Annotated in this window: 6 protein-coding genes; 4 read left to right on the top strand and 2 right to left on the bottom strand. The window is 63.6% G+C overall.

The features are described from left to right. Together EN991_RS20995 and pobA are read left to right on the top strand one after the other, a co-directional pair. The coding region (locus EN991_RS20995) for a 3-carboxy-cis,cis-muconate cycloisomerase (RefSeq protein WP_127369462.1) at positions 1–1022 on the top strand (1022 nt) is incomplete at its 5' end. Further along, complete coding sequence (gene pobA, locus EN991_RS20990) at positions 1022–2194, top strand: 4-hydroxybenzoate 3-monooxygenase (RefSeq protein WP_127369461.1); 1173 nt, start codon at positions 1022–1024, stop codon at positions 2192–2194. The genes EN991_RS20995 and pobA, both read left to right, overlap by 1 nt. Positions 2195–2204: 10 nt before the next feature. On the opposite strand, the gene EN991_RS20985 is transcribed toward pobA, so the two are convergent. Next, positions 2205–2675 carry an NUDIX domain-containing protein gene (locus EN991_RS20985; protein ID WP_127369460.1) on the bottom strand — a complete coding sequence of 157 codons (471 nt, stop codon included), beginning with the start codon at positions 2673–2675 and terminating at the stop codon, positions 2205–2207. A 173-nt stretch (positions 2676–2848) separates the two neighbouring features. Between EN991_RS20985 and EN991_RS20980 the strand changes: the two genes are divergently transcribed. After that, complete coding sequence (locus tag EN991_RS20980; protein WP_027163878.1) at positions 2849–3382, top strand: sterol desaturase family protein; 534 nt, start codon at positions 2849–2851, stop codon at positions 3380–3382. 19 nt (positions 3383–3401) lie between these two features. Here the strand turns inward: EN991_RS20980 and rsgA are convergent, their stop codons facing one another. Further along, positions 3402–4442, bottom strand: coding sequence for a ribosome small subunit-dependent GTPase A (rsgA, locus tag EN991_RS20975; protein ID WP_127369459.1), 1041 nt, complete (start codon positions 4440–4442; stop codon positions 3402–3404). Between the two features lie 327 nt (positions 4443–4769). Here rsgA and EN991_RS20970 point away from each other — a divergent pair. Beyond that, on the top strand, positions 4770–5727 hold a 958-nt coding region (locus tag EN991_RS20970), incomplete at its 3' end, for a LacI family DNA-binding transcriptional regulator (protein WP_164769239.1).

Raw genomic sequence — 5727 nt, 5'->3', positions numbered from 1 at the left:
TCTCCGCTCTTCTCGGCGACGAGGAGGCGAACCGGCGTTTTTCCGTCGAGGCGGAAATCGAGGCGATGCTTGCCTTCGAGCGGGCGCTGGCGCAAGCGGAAGCTGAAAACGGGATTATCACCAAGGATGATGCCGCCGCGATCGTGGCCGCACTTGCCACATTCCGGCCCGACACCGCCTTGCTGCGGGCTGCCGTCGCCAAAGACGGCGTCATTGTGCCGGAACTGGTACGCCAGATCAGGGCGGCGGTCGGCGAACCGCATGGCGACAAAGTGCATCTCGGCGCAACCAGCCACGATGTCATCGATACCGGCCTGGTGTTTCGGCTGAAGTCCATCGTCGAGCATCTCGGCCTGCTCCTGACCGAGACCATTATACGGCTCGTCTCGCTCGAAGAGCGGTTTGGCGGCAGGGCGCTGAAGGGAATGACGCGCATGCAGCCAGCCATTCCGATCAAAGTGGCCGATCGCGTCAGGACGTGGCGGGCGCCACTGCAACGGCATCAGGAAAGATTGTCGGAACAGTCGAGGCGTCTGCTGGTGGTGCAGTTCGGCGGTGCCGCCGGCACGCTGGAAAAGCTAGGCGACAAAGGTCCGGCGGTGCGCGCAGCACTGGCCGCAAAGCTCGGCCTTGGCGACGCACCGCATTGGCAGAACCAGCGTGACGCACTCGCCGATTTCGCCGGCCTGATGTCGCTGCTATCAGGCAGCCTCGGCAAATTCGGCCAGGACATCGCGCTGATGGCGCAAGGTGGAACCGAGATCGAGCTTTCCGGCGGCGGCGGCTCTTCGGCCATGCCGCACAAGCAGAACCCGGTGAAGGCCGAAGCGCTGGTGGCGCTTGCCCGCTTCAACGCCACGCAGCTTGCGGGCATGCATCACGCGCTCGTGCATGAGCAGGAGCGCTCGGGCGCTGCCTGGACGCTGGAATGGCTATTGCTGCCGCAAATGGTCATCGCGACGGCCGCGTCGCTCCGCCTTGCCGCTGAGCTGACCGCACAGGTCGAAAGTCTCGGCCACTGATGCGCACGCAAATCGTCATCGTCGGGTCCGGACCGTCCGGCCTGCTGCTTGGGCAGCTTCTGGCCGGCATCGGCGTCGAGACGGTCATTCTGGAACGCGCGAGCCGCGAGCACGTGCTTGGCCGTGTGCGGGCAGGGGTGCTCGAACAGGGCACCGTCGAATTGCTGGAACAGGCTGGCGCGGCGGCAAGGCTGCATGCCGAAGGACTGCCGCATTCCGGCATCTCGCTCGCCTTCGACGGACGCCTGCACCGCATCGACCTCGAGGCACTAACCGGCGGCAGGCATGTCACCGTCTATGGCCAGACCGAGGTGACGCACGATTTGATGGACAAGCGCGATGCGGACGGACTGACCACGATCTACGAGGCGGCAAATGTCGCGTTGCACGATTTCGACGGCGCCGCACCTTTCGCGACCTATGACAAGGACGGGGTCACGCATCGCATCAATTGCGACTTCATTGCCGGCTGTGACGGCTATCACGGCGTCAGCCGCAAATCGGTGCCCGAGCGTGCGCTGAAAATCTTCGAGCGGCAGTATCCGTTCGGCTGGCTCGGCGTGCTGGCCGAAGTGCCGCCGGCCGATCACGAACTGGTCTACGCCAATCACGAGCGGGGTTTTGCCCTGTGCTCGATGCGCTCGACGCATCGCAGCCGCTATTATGTGCAGTGTCCGCAGGACGATCGCGTCGAAGCCTGGCCGGACGATCGCTTCTGGGACGAGTTGCGCCGCCGCTTGCCGGAGCAGACCGCGGCAAGCGTCGTTACCGGACCATCCTTTGAAAAGTCGATCGCGCCGCTGCGCTCTTTCGTCGCCGAGCCGATGCGTTTCGGCAGGCTGTTCCTGGTCGGGGACGCCGCCCACATCGTGCCGCCGACCGGCGCCAAGGGCCTCAACCTCGCCGCCAGCGACGTGCGCTATCTCTTCGCCGGTTTTCGCGACTTCTACATCGAGAAATCATCTGTTGGCATCGACGCCTATTCCGGCAAGGCGCTGGCACGGGTCTGGAAGGCGGTTCGCTTTTCCTGGTGGATGACGACGATGCTGCACCGTTTTCCCGACACCGGCGAGTTCGGCCAGCGCATCCAGGAGGCCGAGCTCGACTATCTCGTGCAGTCGCGTGCCGCATCGACCGCGCTCGCCGAGAACTATGTCGGCCTGCCCTATTGAGGGCTGCGGATCATCCGGCGCCTTGCTGCCTGGCAAAATCCAAAAGCATCGGGCGCTGCCCCTTGAGGATTTTCACCTCCGCCTCGGCCAAAGTGAACCAGCCCGCTCTGTCGACCTCCGGAAATTCCTTCAGGGATCCCGACCTTGGCGGCCATTCCATGGTGAACATGTTGCTTTTGATGGCAGCCACATCGATGTCGATGCGCGCCTCGACGGACCAGGCCGTGACAACCTTGCCACCGGGTTGTTTGTAGTCGCCAAGCCGCGCGAAGGTGCCGTCGACCTTGACGCCGAGCTCTTCCTCGGTCTCGCGTTGCGCTGCCGTCAACTCATCCTCGTCCTCGCCGACGAGACCCTTCGGTATCGACCAGGCGCCATCGTCCTTCTTCGCCCAGAACGGCCCGCCCGGGTGAACCAGCAACACCCTAAGATCGCCATCGCTGCGGCGATAGATCAGCAATCCCGCACTGCGTTTTGCCATTTTTGTACGTCCATTTGCGAAGCCGGCAGCCTGCCGATGGTCCTTGAATCGTTGATGCGAACCTTGCACTAGGGGATTGCGACGCTATGTCAGGCGCGTCTGCATTGCACCTCGGTCGCGAGTCCGGCAATCTGATACCATCGCTTATTTGGCGGCTCGAAGGCTAGGTGACGATGCAACTCGGTCTTATTGGCTACTATAGCGACTTCGTGGTGTATCCGCTGGTGATCGCCGTGCTGGCAGTGGCCGGGCTGCTCGAGGCTGGCGAAGAGAGTGCGCCAGGCTGGATCGGCACTGTCCTCGCCTGTCTCGGCCTCTGGACGCTGATCGAGTATGTGCTGCACAGGTTCGCTCTTCACCATATTCCTTACGTCAAGGACCTGCACGACCGTCACCATGTCGAGGAACGCAGTTCTGTGGGCACGCCAACCTGGCTCAGTCTCGGCGTGCATGCGCTGGTCGCGTTTGTGCCCGTTTGGGTGGTCTCAGATTTCGCCACGGCGAGCGCGGTGAGCTGCGGGTTGATGCTGGGATATCTGTGGTACATCAGCATCCACCACATGATCCATCACTGGCACCCGGCGCATCCGAGCTATCTCTACACGCTCAAGCGCCGTCATGCGGTGCATCACCACATCGACGAAACGGCCAATTTCGGTGTGACTTCGGCATTCTGGGATCGCGTTTTCGGCACGGCGCAGCTCTGAAGTCCTCAGTCCTCGCCGTTCAGCGCCTCTTTCCGCGACCGCCGGAAGTCTTGGCTCCGCGAGGCCCGCTCTGGACCGGCGTGTTGTTCTGGTTCTCGTCGGACAGTTTTCGCCAGCGGGCAAGGCGCTCCGGGTCGAGCGTCCCCGCCTTCAAGGCAGCCTGAACCGCGCAACCCGGCTCGTGCACATGCGTGCAGTCGCGGAACTTGCAGAGCGGTGCAAGCTCGGTGATTTCGGCAAACAGCGTGTCGATGCCGTAGCCGACATCGCTGACCTGCAGCGTCCGCATGCCCGGCGTGTCGATCACCCAGCCACCGCCGGCGATGGAATGCAGCGATCGCGACGTGGTGGTGTGGCGTCCCTTGGAATCGTGCTCGCGGATGCCCCCGGTCTGTTGCGGCGATTGCTGCGCCGATCCGGCCAGCGTGTTGACCAGCGTCGATTTGCCGACGCCGGAGGAGCCGATCAGCGCCACCGTCTGGCCGACACCGCACCAGGCAGCCAGGACGGTTGCCGCATCCGATGTGCGGGGGTTCAGCATTACCACCGGCAATCCACGCTGCAACGCCGCAGCTTGCTTCTGGTAGGTCTCGGCGTCTTCAGCGGTATCGGCCTTGGTCAGCAGGATCACCGGCGTCGTTCCGGCCTCGTTGGCCAGCGCCAGATAGCGCTCGAGCCGGGCGGGATTGAAGTCGGCATTGCACGAGGTGACGATGAACAGCGTGTCGACATTGGCCGCGGCAAGCTGCGGCACCCTGCCACCGCCCTGGGTGCGGCGTTCCAGCACCGTCTTGCGGGTCAGGCGGCGCTTCACAAGGTGTTCATGCCCATCGACCAGAACCCAGTCGCCGACGGCATAGTCACCGGTGTTCGCCTGCGCCGGCAGCGTCAGGTCGACCGGCCCTGCCTGGGACAGGCCGGTCAGGCGATCGCGGTGGACGGTGGCGATCCGCGTCGGGACAAGATTGGCTTCGCCGGGCTCGAGCTGGTCGCCGAAAAGTTCGGTCCAGCCCAGGCTGGCGAGCGATGGCGTGGAGTGATCCGTCACGGCTTTGACCACGGCGTCACGGACATTGGACGGTATCCCTGGCAGGGGGGGCGAACGGGGTGGGGTGATTTCCAAGCCGTGTATGGGCGGCATGGCGACATTTGGCAAGCAGGCCCGTAGCCGAGGGCTGAGCGGCAAGCTTCTGCAGCCTATCCTCGTCGAACTGACGCCATCAGGTTTAAAGCGTTAACAAATAATTTGACGCACGCAATCTTTTTGCATTCTAATGGGAACTGTGAAAATTGACTGAATAAGTTCCGTCGAGCATTGTCGCATCCGGTCAACGGCCGCATGACTGTGGGCGGGGCCGATCGTTGGCAGGGGATCAGGAACATATCGATGGCGGAGAAGACGCACCGCACGATGGACGACTTCGCCCAGGCATGCGGCGTGTCGCGCCCGACGCTGTCCAAATATTTCGACGATCCGGCGAGCGTGAAGCCGGCGACGCGGGCGCGCATCGAAGCCGCCCTGCGTTCCTCGGACTATCAGCCGAACCTTTTCGCCCGCAATCTCAACCGCAAGCGCACCCGCAACATCGGCATCGTCGTGCCGACGATCACCGATCCTTTCTACGCCGAGATGGTCAGCCGCATCGAATTTCGTTGCCGCGACGAAGGCTACTGGCCGATCGTCATCTCCTCGCATGGCTCGCCGAAGCTGGAAGCGGAGTCGGTCAGGACGCTGCTGTCGCTGAAGGTGGCTGGCGCGATCATCGCCCCGCTCGGCCTGGCCTCCGACCGCAGCGTCTTCGACAAGCTCGGGCAGGACATTCCGATCGTCTATTTCGACACCTATATCGAGGGCGATACGCCGTTCGTCGGCAACGACAACCGGCAGAGCGTGTCGACCATCGTCGACTATCTCTGTCGCTCGGGCGAACCGCCGGTCTATCTCGACATCCCACATGTCAACCACAACTCCGGCGAACGCCAGGAGAGCTACATCGTCGCGATGGAGACCGCCGGCTTCAAGCCGGCCGTCATCGAGGCCGCGCGCGATTACACCTGGGACTTCGAACGCATCGGCTACGAGCAGACGGAAAAAATGCTGGAGGCCGGGACCTTGCCTGGCCGCACCATCCTGTGCGCCAACGATCGTCTCGCCTTTGGCGTAATGGCGGCCGCGTACTCGCGCGGCCTGAAGGTCGGCCGCAGGCCCGATTGCGATCTGCGCGTTGCCGCCCACGACGACCATCCGCTGAGCCGCTACACCTGTCCGGCGCTGACCACCATGGCGCAGGATTTCACCGCCATGGCCGGCCGCAGCGTCGAGATCCTGCTGGCCCTGCTGGACG

The organism is Mesorhizobium sp. M7A.F.Ca.US.005.03.2.1 (assembly GCF_003997795.1).
Lineage (GTDB): Bacteria > Pseudomonadota > Alphaproteobacteria > Rhizobiales > Rhizobiaceae > Mesorhizobium > Mesorhizobium ciceri.
Note: the sequence above shows the minus strand (reverse complement) of the source record. Positions and strands in the feature narration are given on the sequence as shown.

Bases quoted from the DNA above. Each gene is read 5' to 3' on its own strand.
- EN991_RS20980 (WP_027163878.1), top strand. From the start codon at position 2,849: ATGCAACTCGGTCTTATTGGCTACTATAGCGACTTCGTGGTGTATCCG.
- pobA (WP_127369461.1), top strand. From the start codon at position 1,022: ATGCGCACGCAAATCGTCATCGTCGGGTCCGGACCGTCCGGCCTGCTG.
- EN991_RS20985 (WP_127369460.1), bottom strand. From the start codon at position 2,675: ATGGCAAAACGCAGTGCGGGATTGCTGATCTATCGCCGCAGCGATGGC.